This is a genomic window from Paenibacillus sp. FSL H7-0357, assembly GCF_000758525.1.
In the GTDB taxonomy this organism is placed as follows: domain Bacteria; phylum Bacillota; class Bacilli; order Paenibacillales; family Paenibacillaceae; genus Paenibacillus_AQ.
Map to the genome: position 1 here is coordinate 3,801,151 of NZ_CP009241.1, position 20,100 is coordinate 3,821,250.

Consider the following 20,100-nt stretch of genomic DNA (forward strand, 5'->3'; position numbering starts at 1 on the left):
AGTCTCCGGTTTATGGGGAGCTGGCTGTTTCTATGATCTCACCTGATTATGCTTGAAGCGCCTCCGCAACATCCCCCTTGTGCAATGAGCAAAAGGCTGCAAATCCGCCACCGCGCGCGCGAAGCTCCTGGAAGCTGCCAACCTCGGCGATTCGTCCGTTCTCCATATAGATAATTTCATCATACAATCCCAACAATCCCTCATTCATATTATGGGTTATCGTAATTAAGGTCAGCTCTTTAAGCGTGAGCAGTCTGCTTTCGATTTCATAAGCGGTCTGCATATCAATCGCGGAAGTTCCTTCATCCAGAATCAGGATCGGTTTGCTGCGGATCAGCGCCCGGGCAACGGCAATCCGCTGGCGCTGGCCGCCGGAGAGCTGTGAGCCGTTCTCACCAACGGTAGTCAGCAGTCCACTGGGCATCTTCTCCACAAACTTATGGACTCCGCTGGTACGAAGGGCAGTTTCCATAACTTCCTCGGAGAATTCCTCATGTAAGCAAATATTCTGCTTAATGTCCGTATCGAACATATAGACATTCTGATGGATGGTCGCTGTCATTTGCTGCAGCTGCTCTGGGTCAAGCTGTTTGAGGTTGATCCCATCAAGGGTGATGGAGCCTTCATACCTGTCATAATACCCGCTAAGCAGTTTAACAAGTGTAGATTTACCGCAGCCGCTTCGTCCGACCAGTGCATATTTTTTTCCTTTTTGCAGGGAAAGATTGATGTCCGAAAGCACCTGATTTCCTTGCTGATAGGCAAATTGCAAGTGGCTGACCTCCAGATTCTCATTGAAAACAGGTTCGAGCAACCCTGACTTCAGCTGTGCCTCTTCGCTTGCCAGATCATTGATCCGTTGTACAACGGGTTTGACACCTTGAATTTTGGGCAGATTCTGCATCACGACAAGTACAGGTCCCACAAAACCGCCGCTCAGCTGGACAAGGGCAACCAGGCTCCCCGCTGAGAAGTCTCCGGAAATAATCAGATAAGCAGCAATAAAGACTACTGAAAATTGAGTAAGAATAGCCAGCGTTTCGGAGAGGCTCTCATTGGCGGCAAATAGCCGGTCAGCAGCAAAACGGGTATTTGCGGCTGCGGTGTTCTCCTGCTGGAATTTCTGCTCCGTGTGTTTGCCCATGGCATAGGATTTGATCACTTCATAACCCGACAATAAATCCTTAACGCTAGTGGTAAAAATGGACATCCGGGCAGATACGGCGCTTTGTTTGTCCTGCAGAGCTTTGCCGAAAAGGGAAGGGACGGCAAACATCAGAATCATACATACCACCAGGATCAAGGTAACCAGCGGGCTCAGGTAGAGGAGTGCAATGAGGGAGGAGGCAAAAACCACAACATTCTGCAGGGTAAGCAGCAGGGGTTGGATATAGTTATCCTCCAGCAGTTTGATGTCATTGGTGAGTGCCGACAAATAATCAGCCGTATTGGACGAAGTGAATTCTTCTGCATTTCTGCGGAATACTCCACGGAATACCCGCTCCCTCAGTGACAGGGTCAGATTGCGGATCAAGGCTTTGCTGCAAATGGCATATATGAAACCGAACAAGCTTAGCAGCAGCAAATAAGCAACCGACAGGATCAGAATTTTTTTGAAAAGTAACATGTCACCCTGCATGGCGGCATCGATTACCTTTTGCAGAATGATCGCAACCAGTACGCCTGCTGCCGAGGTAATGATACTGAACAGCAGGGTAACCGCAAGCAGCATTTTGTTTTGACGGATGGACTGTTTCATCAAATAGACAACTCCTAATATTAGATTATCATTAAATTTATAAGATGACAGTATCATATTAATATTAATTATGTCAAACATATTAGACGGATATCTTATTCAGGCGCACAAAAAAACTTCCCGCTAAAAACACACGGGAAGTCTGTCAATGCTATAGCAGAAAATGTTCAAGGTCAGCAATTAACTGCCGCAAGTTGTCAGAGTCCAGATGATAATACACCTTGCCGTTTTTTTTCTCAATTCCGACCATACCGCAGGCCAGCAGCACATTCATATGATGAGACATGGTGGCAGCAGTTAAGCCCATCTGATCTGCAATTTCCAGATTGTATTTCGGACTGACCTTGAGCGACGCCAGGATTTGCAGCTTGCTGTTGTCCCCGAGTGCCTTCATCCGAAGCAGCAGAAAATCTTTGGAATCGGCATGGCCCTTGCTGGCTACCGGAAGCAGATCGACGAACAGGCCATAGTAGCAATGCTTGGCGAACATCACCTGCCCAAGCGGAACAATTAAGGATGGATGGACAGAGGGTGCATCGCTGAACATCTCCACCAGCTTAATAAATTGTACATCGTCCTGCCTTTGCACGGATTGAACATACTTGGAAATCAGCTTATTCAGCGGCTTCTCCAGTTCCTGGCACACCTGCTCAAATGCAGACAAGTTATTGTTGATGATCCGGGCAAGCGCCTGGATTTGTGTACGCGGCTGCTGCAGCAGCCTCAACATTTTCCATTTCATCCCTTCTTCAAGAGGACTGTCGCTCAGGAAGGTGATGATATCAGCCAAAGATAGACTTCCGGAAGGTGAGGTTTTCTGCAGTTGGTAATTTTGCATGACCTCCATGTCGAGCAGGATCTTCCATATTTCTTCATGAAGCACCTCATCCGGCACTTCTGCAAGCGAGTTTAGCCAAGCCGTATTTTCACTGAGCAGCAGATGTAGAACGGAGAAGAAGGAGTCATTTTCATCCCCGAAAAAGAAGTCCGCTTCCTTACCAAGTACACGATATTTAAGAAAGGTATGGATGTACTTGTCTACTATTTTCAAATGTTTGCTGTAAAAGGCTTCTCCGTCCAGCCCGAATTTGTTCAGGTCTTCAATCGTCCCTTTCTTGTAAGTCTCCACATGGCAACTGACGTAGAGCAAACCCAAGGTCTCAAAGACGGGATCCAACTGTTCATGAATGTTGAGGTTCATAGGTCCTCCATAGGTTTTATTAGTTTGGTGCTTATCTAATTCATTATATTTTCATTAAATAGGATTATCAAGTTTCAACTTGACAGTCGCAAATATAAAGATATTATAGATATAGTAAGTCCTTTAATATAAGAACTTAAGATCTGAAAGTCTAGGTTAGCACTTCAAGGGTAAAAATATGTTGTATTCCCGGATATAAAAAGTCTTTAATAGCCATCAAGGAGGATGAGATTTATGATTTACGATTGCGCGATTATCGGTGGGGGACCTGCCGGGCTGAATGCAGCCCTAGTGCTTGGCAGAGCAAGGAGAAGTGTGGCTCTGATCGACAACAACCGGCCTAGAAATGCTGTTACGCATGCGTCTCACGGTTTTATTACAAGGGATGGAGTAACACCGGCTGAGTTCAGGCGCGTGGCACATGAGGAACTGCAGCGTTATCCGTCTGTAGACCATTTGCCGTTCGAAGTGGTCTCGGTCTCTCAAGCGCAAGGTGGATTTGAGATAGAGGATTTGGGAGGAGTCCGTGTTCAAGCCCGGAGGCTGATCCTGGCGACGGGTCTAAAGGAGATCTTTCCGGAGATCGAAGGCTTGCGTCCTTTATACGGTAAAAGCCTGTTTAACTGTCCTTATTGTGACGGATGGGAGCTGAGGGATCAACCATTGGCCATTGTCTCTGAGTATCCGACCGTATTCCATATGGCTAAGCTGCTCCTCAATTGGAGCAAGGATTTGCTTGTGTGTACACATGGCCAGGCGTCCTTGACCGATGAGCAAAGACAGCAGCTTGAATCTAGAGGAATCGTCGTGATCGAACAACCGGTTGCGGCTTTCCACGGCCAGAACGGCCGGCTTGAGCACATTCGTTTTGCAGATGGAACTAGTGTGGCCAGAACCGGCGGCTTTGTAGCTCCGAAACTTGTGCAAAGCTCAACGTTAGGAGAGCAATTAGGCTGTGAAATAACGGAGCTTGGAGGGATTCGGACAGATGACAAGGGACAAGCTTCTGTCTCCGGTGTATATGCCGCAGGTGATGCTTCGTATTTCGCGCCTTCCCAATTGATTTTTGCCGCAGCCGACGGCAGCCGAATTGGTATGAACGTAAATATGGATCTGACAGAGGAAGATTTCAACAGTTGAAATCTTCTTTCCGGTTAGTTACCGAAACAAAACAAGCAATTCTTCGTCTATAGGTAAGTAATGGAAACGGAGGGTTTACCATGTCACTGCCTATTCAAAAGTCACAGAAACAAGGCCGCACTTTCAGACTTACTGCTGCTTGCGTGTTATTGAGTATGTGTCTTGCCACACCTGCCCGGGTATCTGCCGATGCCGGAGCAGTTTCCCGAATGAGTGGCGAACAAGCAGCTAAGGAAATTTCAGGTTCTGCAATCAAATCTCAGGTTGCCGCTACTGTCTCACCTTATGCACCGGTTCTCACAACATTCAACATTGAAGGTAAACAGCTGAAAGCACTGGCGTACAGTGCGGATGGAACCCTGTTGGTCCAGCTGATGCCGATTGCCCGGGCCATGGGATATACGGTGGAAGATCAGGCCGGGACCGGTGATCTAACGCTCAGCAAACCGCGGCGCGTGATCAAGCTTACTCTTTACAATAGTTCTTATAGTGTCAACGGCCTAACTTCTTCAGCCAAAACACCGTTTGTCAGAGAGGGTTCCACGTATGTGCCGCTCCGCCAGCTGGCTACAATGTCAGGTTATGATATTGTGCTGAAGGGCAAAAACAGCTATCTCCTCCATTCACGTCCGGAAAATGAGCTGACGATTTCCGCTTCCGGTGAGCTGGCGGTAACTACAGAGCCTTATTCATTTTCTATCCGTTATCCCGTTCTTTCCGGTTCTGCGCACAAAGAGGGTATTGATAAGATTAATCACTTCCTCCAGAACAAGGCAGAAGGCTGGAAAACACAGGCCGAGCAAGAGCTTGCACAAGCTTGGGCAGCACATCCCAACAAGGACAAAATTATAGACTACGCGCATATCTTACCCTACGGGCTCCAAGTGGAGTGGACGATCGCTTACAATGAAAAGGGCCTGCTCAGTCTGTACGCGGATACTTATCAATATATGGGCGAATCCAAGCAGGACAAAAGCATCCGGTACAGCTGGACCTTCGATCTCGCCACAGGAGAGGAGCTGTCACTGCAGCAGCTTGCAGGGAATAATCCGAATTACCAGACACAGATTAATCAGTATATTAACCTGAAGATTGCTTCCGGGGAAGCAGGCCCTTTCGCACCGCTTCAGTTTCCGGGAATCGAAACCTCCAGTACTGGCTGGTATCTGCTGGATGGACGGATTGTTGTATATGTGCAGCAAGACGCTGCTAATTTCATTCATGATGGAATTTTTGAAATACGAATACCGGTCTCCCGAATTTCTGGAATGGAGAATTGACATATCGCAAATTATCGATATAATAAACTTCATGAAACCTATAGATGTTTTTAAAGCGTTGTCCAATGAATCGCGGATTCAAATCCTGCAATGGCTCAAGGAGCCTGATGTTCATTTTACGCCCCATGAAGGGATTGATATGACGGAAACCGGGGTATGTGTCAGTCAAATTACCGATAAGCTGAATATGACCCAATCAACAGCCTCCCAGTATCTTTCGATACTGCAGAGAGCAGGGCTTATTACTACCAAACGTATTGGCAAATTTACGTATTACCAAAGGGATGAAGAAGCGATTCTCAATATGGCTGAATACATGAAGCAAGAAATGTAAGGCACAAACTGAGTTCTTGATCTAAGAATTCGGTTTTGTTTTAATTTAACAATTCGATAATTCGTAATATGTAGATTTTTTCATGATTAATCACATCTATAATTCGCGATATATCTTTATATATAACAACAACTTAGGAGCTGAACATTACATATGTCTACGAACTGGAAGATATACACACTCGCCATCATTAGTTTTTTAGTCGGAACCTCGGAATACATTTTATCCGGTATTTTAGATAAGGTTTCACTTTCGTTTGGTGTATCGCTAGCGTCTGCAGGTCAACTGATTACGATTTTCTCACTGGTATATGCGCTTTGCACACCTATGCTTATGGCTTTGACAGCAAGCATGGACCGCCGCAAATTAATCGTCTCTGCACTCGGTGTATTTGTTGTATCCAACATTCTTGCTTTCGTGCTGCCTGGGTATGGACTATTCGTGGCTGCACGCATCCTGATGGCGCTTGGAGCCGGAGTAGTCGTGGTTACGGCCTTAAATATTGCTGCCAAAATCGCTCCTGAAGGCAAACAGGCCAGCTCCATCGCAACGGTCGTGATGGGATTTACGGCATCGCTTATTATCGGAGTCCCTCTGGGACGGATGACCGCGGATATCCTGGGTTGGAAGTTTGTGTTTGGCGGAATTGCTCTGCTGGGCATCTTGGCAATGATCATTCTCTCGTTCACCATACCGAATATTAAAGGAGATTCACCTGTACCGCTGCGTAAGCAATTAGCACTGCTGAAAAAGCCAAAAGTAGCACTCGGGTTGTCCATTTCTTTCTTCTGGCTTGGCGGTTATTCTATCGCTTATACGTATCTGTCACCGTTCCTGCTCAAAGTATCAGGTATAAGCAGCGGTTACATCAGCGGGGCTTTGCTGGCTTTTGGGATCGCCAGTATGATTGGCTCAAAGGTTGGCGGCTACAGTACAGACCGCTGGGGAGTACACCGTACCTTATTCAGTGGAATGGCGCTTCATATCGTAATGCTGCTCTTGTTAGCTGTAGTTAAGGACTCTTTGGCCGGAGTATTGGCCGTATTGGTATTGTGGTCATTTGCTGCCTGGTCATCCGGACCCACACAGCAATATTATTTAACAACGATTGAGCCTGAAGCCTCTGGGGTTATGCTAGGTCTGAATCAGTCCATGATGCAGCTCGCGATGGCTGCCGGAGCGGGGCTCGGCGGCATAGCCATCAATCAAGTTGCTTTGTCCTCCATTACATGGTTCGGTGCTGCCGGCGTTGCCCTGGCGATTATTGCTGCTTTTACGCTTTACCGTCTGGATTCCGCACATCAATTGACAGCCTGCTCATTAGAATCTTATAATGAAATGACTTAAACGTATAAGTTGACCTTTTAATATTAATTTATAAGGAGAGATTATTATGGAACTGGCAGCATTTATCCACGAACCGAAGGGGGCATTTTCCTATGCGGTTAATCAGGAGACCCTTCATATCCGTATCAAGACCAAAAGAGATGATATTCAAGCCGTTAAGCTTCTTCCTATTGACCCGTACAACTGGAAGCCTGTAAGCAAAGGTTCACATGTGTGGGAGTTTGCAGTAAAAACCATACAGCCTGTGGAGATGAAGAAGGAATATGTTACCCGTCTGCATGATTGCTGGTTTGCAGAGGTGCCGGGGTTCAAATGGAGCAGAATCCGCTATGGCTTTATATTGGATGACGGGCAGGAGCTGTGTTTTGCCGGATCCCATAGCTTCATCCCGCTGCAGGAAGACTCGCCGCCGCCTGCCGACCATACGAATTATTTCAACTATCCCTATATTCTCGAAGATGATCTTTATAGGGCACCCGCTTGGGTAAGGGATACCGTGTGGTATCAGATTTTCCCGGACCGGTTCAACAGGGGAGCTGCCGGAGAACAGGATAATCTGCTCGCTTGGGGCAGCGATGAAATGGACGGCCCTGAGAAGAAATTTGGCGGGGATCTGCAGGGCGTGACAGAGAAGCTGGATTATATCCGGGGTCTTGGTTGTGATGGGATTTACTTTACGCCTATCTTTGAGTCACCTAGCTCGCATAAATACGACACCAAAGATTATTTCCGGATCGACCCCCAGTTTGGCGACAATGAGAGCTTTGGATTGCTGGTGGAGGAGGCGCACAAGCGGGGCATTAAAGTGATGCTGGATGCCGTGTTCAACCACTGCGGGCATGAGCATCCCTTCTGGCAGGATGTATTGAAGAATGGACAAGACTCGCTCTACTTTGATTACTTTTATATTATGGACCCGGACAAACCTGTGGTATCAAATTCTATGGCGGCTACGGCGGATGACGATGATTTGGGAGCACATCTGAACTACCGGACTTTTGGATTTGCCGAAAATATGCCAAAATGGAATACAGAAAATGCAGAAGCAAGAGAGTACCTGCTGAGTGTAGCGGTGTATTGGACTGAGCGATATAATATAGACGGCTGGCGGCTGGATGTTGCCAATGAAGTGCCCCATGATTTCTGGCGGGAATTCCGCAAAAAAATCAAAGGCATTAACAAAGAGATCTATATTCTCGGTGAAAACTGGTTTTACTCCAACCCTTGGCTACAGGGCGACCAGTTCGATTCGGTTATGAACTATGAGTTCACGGCAGCAGTTACCCGTTTCTTCGGGGTCCATCTTCAGAATCAGGAACGGTTTACAGCAGCAGATTTTGTATATGCGATTAACGGGCTGCTCGTCAGCTATCCCAAACCTGTGATGCAAAATATGTTCAACCTGCTGGACAGCCATGATACCGCACGAGTTCTCCACATCTGCGGGGACAATGCAGAACTGGTGAAGCTAGCCTATGTCTTCCAGCTTACGTACGGTGGTTCCCCAAGCATTTATTATGGTGGCGAAGTGGGTCTGGGTGGGGATGAACACCACAACCGGCAATGTATGCCGTGGGATACTGCGAAGCAAAACCAGGATCTCTATCAGACCATCCGCCGGTTGATTGAATTAAGAAAGCAATACAACGTGTTCAAGGAAACTGATATCTCATGGCTGTCCATTGATGATGAGACCGGAAGCTTGATTTATTCAAAAGAATCACAAGGCAGCACACTGTATGTGCTGATTCATAATTCACCGGTGGCGGCAAGCCTCAACCTTCCCGTTGAACTGAAGGATCAGGTGCTTCAGGACATTTTTGCCGGAGAATCCGTTCGCTTATCAGATGAAATCAGCATGGAACCTTACTCCTTCCGGTTGCTGGTTCAATAAAGTGAAACGTAATTATTATGGAGGTTAATGTTAATGAATGCAGAGGGCAAACCAGCTATTCTAGAATCGATGACAATGTTTGTACCACAAGACGCCAATCGCGGCATTTCTTTTACCAATAAGGAAGCGGCCTTTTACTTCACTCAATCGCACCTGACGAATCATCCGGAGCATGCCCATTTTGAAGGATTCAATGTGGCCAAGAACAGAATTTTCGGCGGATATTCTCTATATATAGATAAGCAAAAGCTAGATAATCAAAAGTCGGATGTCTGGGTGTATCCCTATAAAATGCTTCGCAAACACGGGGAACTGACCGAAGAGCTCTGGATGTTTGATTATAAAAATGTAATAGAAGTAAGTCTGGAAGGCGGCTCCGGGCAGGCTGCCGGAATTGTCATAAACGGTGAGAATGTTGAATGTATAGCACTAAATCATCAGATTGCTTTGTTTGCCTCCATGGAGGGAGACTGGATTATTGCTGTAAGCTCCAAGAACATCCAGCCGCTGTCTATGGACAACGGGATTGTAACCAGCTCTGGCAACTCAGACGGCTTTTACATTGCGGTTGGCAAATCGGCCGCTGAGGCAACTGCCTTGATTCAGGATGCCCAGAAACATGCTGTCCGCTGGAAAGCGGATCGTGTGAAGCGGATGGAAGACTTTTTGAACCATAATGTATATGTGGATTCCAGCTCGGAGTCGCTCACCCTTGCGCTGAATTGGCTGAATCTCACGATGGATCAATTGGTGACAAGGCAGCAGGGAGAGGGGATTTACGCCGGTCTGCCCTGGTTCAATGAGTACTGGGGGCGCGATCAATTTATTGCTCTTCCGGGTGCAGCGCTCGTTAGCGGACAATTTGAGACGGCCAAGCATATCCTGCTATCTTTTGCGGAATTTCAGGATACGGAGGAGTCGTCCAGAACTTTCGGCAGAGTGCCGAATATTCTCGCTCCCCAGAACATTGATTACCATACCACTGACGGTACACCACGTTTTATTATCCAGCTGCAGGATTATGTAAAATACTCCGGTGACACTGCAATCATCACACAGCTATACCCGGCGGTGCAGAACAGTATAGAAGGATCGATCCGCAACTGGGTGGATGACAAAGGATATCTTACACATAAAGACAATGAAACGTGGATGGATGCCCGCGATGCCGATCTGAATTCTTATTCGCCAAGGGATACCCGGGCCAATGATATACAAGCGCTTTGGTACAATCAGCTTCGTGCGGGCGTATATTTTGCGGAGGTTATGAACGATCAAGAAAATGCAGCCAAATGGGATGCCATTGCTGAGAAGTTAAAAGGCAATTTCGAGCTGGATTTCCGTGATCAGGCACATCCTTATCTGGCAGACCGGTTGACTGCGGAGGGCGAAGCGGAATTCTCCTTGCGTCCGAACCAGCTGTTTGCTCTGGATATGCTCGAAGACAGTGAATATAAGAGCAAAGTTATCCGCACCGCATGGGAGGAACTGGCTTATCCTTGGGGAGTTGCCTCACTAGACCGTCAGCATCCGTTGTTCCATCCCTTTCACTTAACGGAGCTTTATCACAAAGATGAAGCTTATCACAACGGCGCGGTATGGACCTGGTTAAACGGCATCGCCATGCAGCGGATGATTGAAGCAGGCCAGCCAGAAACGGCATACAAGCTGTTCCGAAATATGAACTGGCAAGCGCTGAATCTGGGTGTAGTCGGAGGACTGAGTGAGAATCTGGATGCTTACCCTCAGGAGGGTGAGGACTGGGCGAAGCTAACTGGAGCTTATTTGCAGGCCTGGTCCAATGCGGAGCAGCTGCGGGTCTGGTACCAATATTTTCTTGGCATCCGGCCGGATATGATCCGCCGCACGCTTACGCTTGCACCAAGAATCCCTGAAGAGATCAAAGAGTTGCACTATCAGGTCAAAGTAGGTAACGGCAGTATTAATGCAGCCTATTCCGCGGAAGCTTTCGGACAGACCTATCAATACAGCTTTAATGGAATTGGGCTGACTGTAATTATTGATATTTTGCCTTTTGAGATCGCGAGAATAGAGGTTGAATCCAATACCATGCTGGAGATTAACCGGACTGAGCATACATTAAAGATTACTCAGCGTGATGCGGAGGGTAAGATCATTACAAGCACTGTCATCCCACAATCAGAAGAGAGAACACGGTGGCAGTCGCAAAGCGATCAGATCTTTAAGGATGTCAAATTTGCAGAGCCGTTGCCTCTGAATGCGCATCCGGTGATGCGGCGGTACAATGTTTCAGCAGAAAGCCCGAGTGACTAGAGGATATCTTCAAACTGGAAGAGCTTTGGGGAAGCAGAGATTTAGTATTGAAAGTAGGGGCCCTAAAGCCCGCAGCGGGTTTGTTTATTCGTAACGGGCTCAGGAGGCGCTATGGAGAGTGAAACCCCTGTTTATTCTCTTTTGCGGACCCGGGCGACCTTATCTGCTCTGCATTCTATCTAAAAACGGCCAGCAGGGAGAAATAACTGCGCTGGAGTCCGTTTTCCTACTGTAACAGGCTAAAAGCCCCAAATAAGTGCAACTCGGTCCGTTCGTGCTCAGAGTACCCATGATTCCTTAGGGCATACAGCAGCAGGTTTTGGCGGGGAAGCGGTTTGAAGATACGCCTTAGAACAAAAGAATGTTGAAGCCGCCCTTTTGGGCGGTTTTTTAAAAATATAATTTATATGAGGAAGGCGAGGCCGTTTCCACTTTTGATAGAGGAAAGGTTACGTTCGATGTCGCTTTCGATACGCCATTGGCGGCTCACCGACAATTTTTTTGAATACGGAGTTGAAAGTGTCAATATCCCGGTATCCTACCGACTCGGCAATCATGCTGATCTTGAGATCAGAGGTGCGCAGCCGTTCGCAGCTTTTTTGAATCCGCAGATGCTGCAGGTAGGAGCCAAAGGACTGGCCGGTATGCTTGAGAAACATGCGTTGAAGATGCCGGCTGCTCCAGCGGGACATTTGGGCCAGATGGGCAAGAGTGATTCCCTCGGAAAGCTTCTGCTCCATAAATAGAATGACCTGGGCGAAATCGGAAGCCTCGATTGTGGACCTGTCTTGATCCGCATATAGTTGTCTGTATACGGTGACTATCAGCTGGCTTAGCAGTGTTTGCAGCATAGTTACGGAGCCGATGCCAGGCACAGACATTTCGCGGTGGAGATTCAGCATTAGTTTCTCTATCGAGCCGTCCCAATCCGAGACGGAAAAATAAGCTGATCCCCTGCTGCCGAGTGACTGCAGATGTTCTATAATTGGTGATTCTTCTTGCAGCAGGGCGGACAAACGGTCCACCATATGATCATCAAAAAGACAGTTATAGACTATCAAACGGTCCTGTTCTGGATGAGATGTGGCCGGCCGGAACACGTGGGAAACGCCCACCGGAATCACGAACAGCATGCCTTTGCGAACCGGAATCACAGCTTGATCAATGTGATGAAAACCCCGCCCTTCAGCGACGTAGCAATATTCAATAAAGTCATGGGAGTGATAAGGAGCGAAGAAGTTTTCCGCGTAGCGGTTGACCAGCAAGTGCAGATTGTTCTTCAACAAACTCTCGCTTTTGAACAATTGTGCGGATCGTTGCATGTAATCTCCTCCTATAAAAAATGGCATGATTTCAGGGATATATTGACCGTATTGCCGGGTAATGAAAGCGGTACCGAAGCTATAATTATAGAGCAATGATTAAATTATAGCTATAGAGGGAGGATCACACCGATATGTTCGCAATAGAAAAACTTCGCTGTGAGTACAAACAAAACCCGCTCGGCATCGATCTCGCTGCACCCCAAATCAGCTGGCAGCTGGTAACGGATCGCAGAGATTGCAAACAGGCTGCTTACCAGATTCAGGTTGCTGTGGATAGCAGCTACCGTGAAATGCGCTGGGATTCCGGCAGAGTGGAGTCATCGCAGTCCATTCATGTCGCGCTAGATCAGGTGAAGCCGGACGCGCGCACGCGTTACTATTACCAAGTTAGGGCATGGGATCAAACCGGAGTGTGCTCCCGCTGGTCGGAGACTGCATTTTTTGAAACCGGGCTAATGGGTGAGCTATGGGAGGGAGAGTGGATCAGTGCTCCAACCGAGTATTTCACTGAAGATTCCGAGGTTTGCCCGCAGCTTCGTACATTCGTTGAGCTTAAAGGGACGGTTGCAAGTGCAAGAATTTATGTTACCGCACTGGGTCTGTATGAGCTGCAGTTGAACGGCCGGCGTGTCGGAAATCACTATTTCACTCCCGGTTGGACGAGTTACGGTAAACGCTTACAGTATCAAACGTATGACGTAACCAATCTCCTGTCCGGGGGGACAAATGTGCTAGGCGCACTGCTGGGGAATGGCTGGTACAAGGGACATCTGGGATGGAAAAAGGAGAAAAAAATCTATGGATCAACAACAGCGCTTTTACTGGAACTTCATATAAAATATACGGATGGCAGTACGCAGCGCATCCATACCGGGCAAGGCTGGGAGGCGGCAGAAAGCGCGATCCGCATGTCGGATATCTATATGGGTGAGACTTACGATGCACGGCTGGAGCGTAATCTTATGAGTACACCGGAAGCAGGATGGCATCCCGTTGCTGTCATCGGGCATTCCAAAGATATAATTGTGGCACAGGAAAATGTTCCTGTAACCCGGAATGAGAGTCTGCAGCCTATTGCACTGCTGACAACTCCCCAAGGCGATAAAGTTCTGGATATGGGGCAGAACATGGTCGGTTGGCTCAAATTTTCGGTACAGGGGAAGGCCGGGGAGACCGTTGAACTTCAGCATGCCGAAATATTGGACGGGGACGGCAATTTCTACCGGGAAAATATCCGTAGTGCGATGCAGCTCATCCGCTATACGCTGAAGGGTGATGAAATAGAGGGCTATGAGCCTCATTTCACCTTCCAGGGGTTTCGTTATGTGAAGCTTACAGGCTTCCCGGAAACCGTTCAACTTGAGGATTTCACAGGTGTGGTGGTGCATTCAGATATGGAGCGTACCGGGGACTTCCAGTGTTCGGATCCCTTGGTGAACCAGCTGCATCACAATATTCTTTGGGGGCAGAAGGGGAACTTTCTGGATGTGCCAACCGACTGCCCGCAGCGGGATGAACGGCTCGGCTGGACCGGTGATGCGCAGATGTTTGTCCGTACAGCTTCGTATCTGATGAACACTGCGCCGTTCTTCACCAAATGGCTGCGGGATTTGAAGGCGGATCAGACCCCTGAAGGAGGCATTCCGTTTTATGTTCCCAACCTGACGGAAGCTTTCTCTGACGGCTGGGGAGAGACAAGCAACTCGTCGGCAGCTTGGGGTGATGCAGCTGCAGTCTGTCCATGGACGATCTATGAAATGTACGGCGACAAACGGCTTCTAGCAGAACAGTATGAGAGTATGAAAAGCTGGGTGGGATATATTCGCGCCCAGGGAGACAATCCTTATTTGTGGAATACCGGATTTCATTTCGGGGACTGGCTGGCGCTGGATTCAAAGCCGGACAGCTATGTTGGAGCCACAGATCCCAATTACGTAGCTACCGCATTTTATGCCTATTCGGTTTCACTGACAATTAAAGCTGCTACCGCGCTGGGAAATACAAAGGATGCCGATGATTACCGCGAATTACATCGAAGAATCCTTGAATCCTTCCACGGAGAATATGTGAATCCAGACGGGCAGTTATCCGTCCCCACCCAAACGGCTCAGGTGTTGGCGCTGCGCTTTGATCTTATAGACGGGGCAGCAAAGGAGCAGGCAATCCTGAAACTGGCAGAACTGCTCGCCGAAGCCGGAGATCATCTGACGACAGGTTTTGTGGGCACGCCTTATCTGAATCCTGTACTTAGTGACAGCGGGCACAACAACCTTGCCTACAAGCTGCTCTTTCAGAAGGATTATCCATCCTGGCTCTATCAAGTGACTAAAGGGGCAACTACGATCTGGGAGCATTGGGACGGGATCAAGGAGGACGGCAGCTTCTGGAGTGCAGACATGAACTCCTTTAATCACTACGCATACGGAGCAATCGGAGAATGGCTGTACCGTTATGTTGCCGGAATCGGGCCGGACGAAGCTGAGCCGGGATTTAAGAAGGTTCATATCCGTCCGAGACCGGGCCAAGGCATGGATTTCGCCAAAGCCAGCCTAGAAACCATGTATGGCACAGTGGCTTCGTCATGGCGGCGGCTGGAGGATGGCGGTATGGAAGTTCAGATTACAGTCCCCGCAAATACAAGTGCGGTAGTTATACTTCCGGGAGCAGCGCTGCAGGGATTGCTTGAGAGCCGCGTTCCGGTGGAGCAGGCTGAAGGCATCTACAGCACATTGCCTGCAGAAACTGGTGTGCAAATAGAAATGGGATCGGGCAGCTACCAATTTACTTACGGGTATCCTTTGTAAATGCCGTAATTGCTCTGTTCAGACTCGGCAGTGTCAGGTTCTTACTCCACAGTGAGAGCCTGCCGCTGTTTTTTTTCGCTTAATTTTACTCTATGATCTTTGCACTTACGCTCTGGCAAACGTTTTAACTGCAGACAAAACTTAGAGGAAAACATTAAAGTACATTGCTAAACTTTTTTAAATTGATATTGCGGCTAATCAAGGGTCTGGCGGGTTTAGCTTAGCACTTGCATAAATGTTGTACGATTACATTAGAAACGAAAGGAGGAGATCTTACTTGGAAAAAGATAACGTTGCTTTCACGCTGCACTTGAGCGCAAAGCCCGGCGAAATCTTTACTTTCGGCACTTATCCGCAGACGGTTGGCGGCGAGGACAGAACACCAATTAAGTGGCGGGTGCTGCAAAATTCGGGTAGTGAGTTATTCATTTTGAGCGAGTACATTTTGGACTGCAGGCGATATCATGGGGAGAATGCTGATATTACATGGCGTGACTCTGATTTGCGAAGGTGGCTGAACGATGAGTTTTATAATGCCGCATTCAATGACTCCGAGAAGAGGTTCATCAAGACTACACATTGCGCTGACAATGGAGAGGGTAGTGCAGACACGGAGGACAAGGTTTTTTTGCCCAGTGTTTCTGAGGTGAAAGAACTGACCTATAAACTTGATGAAGTCTCTTTAAGTGCGAAACGTCGGGCAATAGCAACAGAATTTGCCAGAATAAAAAAGAACGATGGATGCCACTTGTACGTGTATAATAAAAAAGTAAAAAATGACTATATCACCGAGGAGGGTGAAGAATCGGGCTGCTCCTGGTGGTGGCTGAGAACTCAGCATGGCAGTTCTTCACGCGCGTTTTTTATTGGCCCTCGCAGCAGTATTCGCAGTTATGGACGTGTCAACTTAGCTTGTTACGGTGTGCGTCCCGCTTTAGTAATACATTTTCAATGATAAGGATCGGCGCTGGAATATTCATGGAATCGGCCATCTTTTCCGTAGAAATACCTCTCATAGGTTATGCTGCGTAATCTCTATAATGAAGGTGTATTGCATAGAAAGGAGGAGCATCGGCTACAGCTACGATCAAGCACCTACACATTTTGGAGGAGGAGTATAATGCGCAGCAAGTATCTTGCAGGCTCACTTGTAGTCATTCTGCTGATCTCAAGCTGGTTCCCGGCCGTTGGGCCTTTCGCACCCGTATCTGCGGCTGGCGGAACGAACCTGACGCTGGGAAAGAACGTAACGTCGAGTGGACAATCTCAAACGTACAGCCCGGACTACATCAAAGACAGCAACCAGGAAACCTACTGGGAAAGCACGAACAGTGCATTCCCCCAATGGATTAGTGTCGATCTTGGAGCAAGTACGAGCATGGATCAAATTGTACTCAAAGTTCCTGCAGGCTGGGAAACCCGTACACAAACGCTTGCCATCCAAGGCAGTACGAACGGCACAACGTTTACAGATATTGTCGGATCCAAGGAGTACGTATTTAATCCGGCGGTGGCTGGCAATTCAGTTACCATTCATTTCACCGCTGTCAGTACACGTTACGTCCGTCTGAAAGTAACAGCCAATACCGGCTGGCCAGCTGCACAACTCTCTGAATTCGAAATTTATGGTACCGGCAGCATTACGCCAACACCAACACCAACAGCGACTCCAACTCCTACAGCAACAATTACACCAACAGCTTCACCAACGGTTACACCGACACCAACAGTCAACCCGACAGCAACTCCAACGACTTCTCCGGGCAGCAACATTGCCACCGGCAAAACAATCAGCGCATCCTCAAGTACTCAATCGTTCGTGGCTGCTAATGCAAACGATAATAATACAAGCACATACTGGGAAGGCAGCGGCAATCCAAGTACATTAACGCTTGATCTCGGCGCAAATTATAACGTTACATCGGTGGTGCTCAAGCTTAATCCGTCCACTGAATGGGGTACGCGCACACAAACCATTCAAGTGCTCGGCCATAACCAGGACACGACGGCTTTTGGCAGTCTGGTATCTGCACAATTGTATACGTTTAATCCGGCCTCCGGCAATACGGTCACTATTCCGGTGACCGCAACGGTCAAACGTATACAGCTTAAAGTCACAGCAAATTCCGGCGCACCGGCCGGACAAATTGCTGAATTTCAAGTATTCGGCACACCTGCACCGAACCCGGATCTCCTGATTAGCGGCATATCTTGGACACCTGCCGCTCCTGTTGAGAGCAGTGTGATCACGTTGAATGCAACGGTTAAGAACAACGGCAATGCAAGTTCCGCAGCCTCTACGGTGAATTTTTACCTGAACCGTGAACTTGCCGGAACTTCCCCGGTAGGCGCATTAGCGGCAGGCGGGTCGGCGAACGTTTCGCTGAATATAGGAACAAAAGCCGCTGCATCCTACGCCTTAAACGCCAAAGTTGATGAGAGCAACCTTATAATCGAGCAGAACGACACCAACAACAGCTATACGAATGCAGCATCGCTCGTTGTCGCTCCTGTGACTAGCTCAGATCTGGTGGGTACAGTATCGTGGACACCAAGCAACCCGGTTGCCAATAACGCTGTCAACTTTACTGTGAATCTTAAAAATCAGGGAACCATGGATTCAGCAAATGGTGCCCATGGAGTCACTGTAGTTCTTAAGAATTCTGCAGGTTCAACCATTCAAACCTTTAACGGTTCCTACAGTGGTACCCTCGCTGCCGGAGCATCTGTTCATGTTGCAATTCCGGGGACTTGGGCAGCGCTTAATGGCAACTATACCGTAACTACTACCGTTGCCGCAGACGCCAACGAAGTGACGGCAAAGCAGGCTAACAATGTAAATACAACAAATCTGGTTGTATATTCTCTTCGTGGGGCAAGTGTACCCTATACACGGTACGACACCGATGACGCTGCCCGAGGTGGAGCTGCAGCCCTGAAGAGTGCACCTACGTTCAATCAGGCATTGATTGCTTCGGAAGCTTCCGGCCAGCGTTATGTGGCACTGCCCTCGAACGGTTCTTATGCCCAGTGGACAGTAAGACCGGGTGAAGGCGGTGCGGGTGTAACCATGAGATTCACCATGCCAGATTCGGCAGACGGTATGGGGCTTAACGGTTCGCTGGATGTATATGTAAATGGAGTCAAGGCCAAGACTATTCCGCTGACCTCCTATTACAGCTGGCAGTATTTCTCGGGCGATATGCCGGGAGATGCACCTAGTGCAGGACGCCCGCTGTTCCGTTTTGATGAAGTGCATTGGAAAATGGACACAGCGCTGCAACCGGGAGATACGATACGCATTCAGAAGAATAACGGGGACAGCCTGGAATATGGTGTGGATTTCATTGAAATTGAGCCCGTTCCGACGGCTGTCTCACGTCCGGCAGGTGCAGTCTCTGTAACGGATTACGGGGCAGTGGCGAATGACAATAAGGATGATCTTGCTGCTTTCAATTCTGCTGTTACTGCAGCAGTTGCAGGCGGGAAAACACTTTACATTCCGGCAGGAACCTTCAACCTCAGCAGCATTTGGCAGATTGGCTCGATCAGTAAAATGATAAGCAACATAACAATTACTGGAGCGGGTTACTGGCATACAAATCTCCAGTTTACCAATCCAAATGCGGCGGGTGGAGGCATTTCGCTCCGAATAACAGGCAAGCTTGATTTCAGCAATGTGTATCTTAATTCGAATCTGCGTTCCAGATATGGGCAAAATGCGATTTACAAGGGTTTCATGGACAATTTTGGAACCAATTCCATCATCCATGACGTCTGGGTAGAGCATTTTGAATGCGGCATGTGGGTTGGGGACTATGGGCATACTCCGGCAATCTATGCCAGCGGGTTGGTGGTCGAGAACAGCCGCATCCGCAACAACCTCGCCGACGGAATCAACTTCGCCCAAGGAACAAGCAACTCCACCGTACGTAACAGCAGCGTGCGGAATAACGGAGATGACGGTCTTGCGGTGTGGACCAGCAATACCAATGGTGCACCTGCGGGTGTAAACAATAGCTTCTCCTACAATACGATCGAGAATAACTGGCGTGCAGCGGCTATTGCCTTCTTTGGCGGAAGCGGGCATAAGGCTGATCATAATTACATCATTGACACCGTTGGAGGTTCCGGAATCCGAATGAACACGGTGTTCCCGGGATATCATTTCCAGAACAATACCGGCATTGTATTCTCGGATACAACCATAATCAACAGCGGAACCAGTAAAGACTTGTACGATGGAGAACGCGGAGCGATAGATCTGGAGGCTTCCAATGATCCGATCAAGAACGTAACATTCACCAATATTGATATCATCAACACTCAGCGGGATGCAGTTCAGTTCGGCTACGGAAGCGGATTCGAGAATATTGTGTTTAACAACATCAATATTAACGGTACTGGACTTGACGGGATTACCACCTCGCGGTTCGCGGGGCCTCATCCGGGTGCGGCGATCTACACTTATACCGGCAATGGTTCCGCAACGTTCAAGAACCTGACGACAAGTAATATCGCTTATCCAGCGTTATACTTCATCCAAAATGGGTTTAAGTTGACCATTCAATAAGATTAACTAAAGGCTCCTGCCTGAGAAGGATTCCATTAAGGGATATCTCGGGCAGGGCCTTTTTGTATAAACCTGGATATCAATCCTGACAGAGCTGAATATCCATGTTATGATATGAATGAATAAAAATTAATTCATTCACCACTAA

The 20,100-nt window shown here is 48.1% G+C and carries 12 protein-coding genes; 9 read left to right on the forward strand and 3 right to left on the reverse strand.

Features of this window, described 5'->3' with window-relative positions:
- Positions 1 to 46 precede the first annotated feature (46 nt).
- Positions 47 to 1,759 (reverse strand): ABC transporter ATP-binding protein, encoded by a 1,713-nt coding sequence (locus H70357_RS16595; protein ID WP_038591648.1) that lies wholly within the window; start codon positions 1,757 to 1,759, stop codon positions 47 to 49.
- Between the two features lie 151 nt (positions 1,760 to 1,910).
- On the reverse strand, positions 1,911 to 2,960 hold the full coding sequence (locus tag H70357_RS16600; protein ID WP_038591651.1) for an ArsR/SmtB family transcription factor: 1,050 nt from the start codon (positions 2,958 to 2,960) through the stop codon (positions 1,911 to 1,913).
- 234 nt (positions 2,961 to 3,194) lie between these two features.
- Between H70357_RS16600 and H70357_RS16605 the strand changes: the two genes are divergently transcribed.
- The 6 genes from H70357_RS16605 to H70357_RS16630 all read left to right on the forward strand — a co-directional run bounded on the left by H70357_RS16605 (position 3,195) and on the right by H70357_RS16630 (position 11,250).
- Positions 3,195 to 4,100, forward strand: coding sequence for an NAD(P)/FAD-dependent oxidoreductase (locus H70357_RS16605; protein WP_038591654.1), 906 nt, complete (start codon positions 3,195 to 3,197; stop codon positions 4,098 to 4,100).
- 80 nt (positions 4,101 to 4,180) lie between these two features.
- Positions 4,181 to 5,380: a GNAT family N-acetyltransferase gene (locus H70357_RS16610; protein ID WP_038591657.1), complete on the forward strand. Its 1,200-nt coding sequence runs from the start codon at positions 4,181 to 4,183 to the stop codon at positions 5,378 to 5,380.
- Positions 5,381 to 5,411: 31 nt separating this feature from the next.
- Entirely contained in the window at positions 5,412 to 5,714 is a 303-nt protein-coding gene (locus tag H70357_RS16615) for an ArsR/SmtB family transcription factor (RefSeq protein ID WP_038591660.1), read from the forward strand.
- A gap of 153 nt (positions 5,715 to 5,867) precedes the next feature.
- Complete coding sequence (locus H70357_RS16620; protein WP_038591663.1) at positions 5,868 to 7,061, forward strand: MFS transporter; 1,194 nt, start codon at positions 5,868 to 5,870, stop codon at positions 7,059 to 7,061.
- A gap of 46 nt (positions 7,062 to 7,107) precedes the next feature.
- Positions 7,108 to 8,955, forward strand: coding sequence for a glycoside hydrolase family 13 protein (locus H70357_RS16625; protein WP_038591666.1), 1,848 nt, complete (start codon positions 7,108 to 7,110; stop codon positions 8,953 to 8,955).
- 33 nt (positions 8,956 to 8,988) lie between these two features.
- A complete protein-coding gene (locus H70357_RS16630) occupies positions 8,989 to 11,250 on the forward strand; it encodes an amylo-alpha-1,6-glucosidase (RefSeq protein WP_052092070.1) in 2,262 nt (753 codons plus the stop codon).
- Between the two features lie 449 nt (positions 11,251 to 11,699).
- Here the strand turns inward: H70357_RS16630 and H70357_RS16635 are convergent, their stop codons facing one another.
- Positions 11,700 to 12,572 (reverse strand): AraC family transcriptional regulator, encoded by an 873-nt coding sequence (locus H70357_RS16635; protein WP_038591668.1) that lies wholly within the window; start codon positions 12,570 to 12,572, stop codon positions 11,700 to 11,702.
- Between the two features lie 134 nt (positions 12,573 to 12,706).
- On the opposite strand from H70357_RS16635, the gene H70357_RS16640 reads away from it, so the two are divergent.
- The 3 genes from H70357_RS16640 (at position 12,707) to H70357_RS16650 (ending at position 19,952) form a co-directional block, all read left to right on the forward strand.
- A complete protein-coding gene (locus tag H70357_RS16640; protein ID WP_038591671.1) occupies positions 12,707 to 15,379 on the forward strand; it encodes a family 78 glycoside hydrolase catalytic domain in 2,673 nt (890 codons plus the stop codon).
- A 277-nt stretch (positions 15,380 to 15,656) separates the two neighbouring features.
- Positions 15,657 to 16,334 (forward strand): DUF6273 domain-containing protein, encoded by a 678-nt coding sequence (locus H70357_RS16645; RefSeq protein ID WP_038591674.1) that lies wholly within the window; start codon positions 15,657 to 15,659, stop codon positions 16,332 to 16,334.
- A gap of 165 nt (positions 16,335 to 16,499) precedes the next feature.
- A complete protein-coding gene (locus H70357_RS16650) occupies positions 16,500 to 19,952 on the forward strand; it encodes a discoidin domain-containing protein (RefSeq protein ID WP_038591677.1) in 3,453 nt (1,150 codons plus the stop codon).
- Positions 19,953 to 20,100 lie beyond the last annotated feature (148 nt).